Genomic DNA, 1,260 nt, shown 5'->3' with positions numbered 1-1,260 from the left:
TCCATCGAATCATATTCTTTTTTATTACATGGTATTTCTACATTCATTTCGTTGATCAGATTATCAATAATTTGTATTGATTTTGCAGGTGGTCCATCTAACCAACCAACTAATTTTCCATCTCTAAAAATCCCTGTGCCATTTATCCTATCAAAACTAGAATTGACTTTATTAGCATTTTCAAGTGTTTGTGATGTATGGCTTTCATTTTCTAAGCTCACGCCATTTATTACTGGTTCCCTTCCACTACTTGAAATTGCAGAAATTGCCTGACGCATTAATGTTTCTTGATTTTCACCTAAAAGGGCTGATGTATTTTTAATTTTACCTACAATTGATTTAGCAGATATTTTATCAAGTGCTGCTATGTTATTCATTATTTCATCAACGCTTTTATTTCTTGCAATAATAACTGGAATATTTACACGAATTTTAGAATCTCTTTCAAATACATCGAAAATATTATTCAATGATTTTTCTTTTGCTAATGTTTCGCCTATTATGACAAGAGCAACATGAGAATATATATTTTGTCGAGATCCTTTCTTAGACACATTTCGTACAGCTTCTGAAATGGTCTTACCTTTTTCATCTAACGCAATTACTGGAACACCTTCAGAACCTGACTGTGTTGCAGTTGCAATTGCACTAGGATTAAAAATTTGTGTGATTACATGATATTTTTTTTCTTTAGGGAAGTAATCAACGCCCATTGCAACCACAATCGATACTTGATTTAATTCTTTATAGTTAGAGCAACCACCTAAAAGCATACTTACAATAAGAAATGAAATAAAAAATTTCTTTTTCACATTTTTTCTCCAATATATCTTGGCTTTTTTCTAATTCTTAAAAGCAAATTTCAAATCCTCAAGGGGTTCATACATTGTATAATTTTTCCATTTTTTGTAATTTGATGTACCATTTTTCTGAAGTCCGAAGTAAAAACAAACAAATTCATTTTTAACAAAACGAAGGTATGATTTAAAGGCAAATAAACAAATTTATCTAACAAGTTTGATACATGTAACTAGTGGTAGAATATAAGGGCTGTTTAATTATACGGGCCTTATTTCTTTTGAGAATCATTTTACGATGAAATTATTTATTCTAAAAAGTCTAATCTAAAAGATAATTGCTACCTTATAGATTAGCCTTTTTAATTGTGCTCTTTATCTTAACCAAGCAATTGTCATTTCCAATTTATCTACTGGCTGTTAACGATTGCACCTACGTTCAAATTCATTTTTTAATTCATTT

At 29.7% G+C, this 1,260-nt stretch carries 1 protein-coding gene; it reads right to left on the bottom strand.

The genetic code is table 11. The features are described 5' to 3' along the window. Window positions 1-812, bottom strand: an 812-nt coding sequence (locus CN514_RS17135; RefSeq protein ID WP_353652075.1) for a Ger(x)C family spore germination protein, incomplete at its 3' end; no start/stop codon positions are given. Window positions 813-1,260: the final 448 nt, after the last annotated feature.

The sequence above is a fragment of the Bacillus sp. AFS001701 genome (genome assembly GCF_002559405.1).
Lineage (GTDB): Bacteria > Bacillota > Bacilli > Bacillales > Bacillaceae_G > Gottfriedia.
Note: the sequence above shows the minus strand (reverse complement) of the source record. Positions and strands in the feature narration are given on the sequence as shown.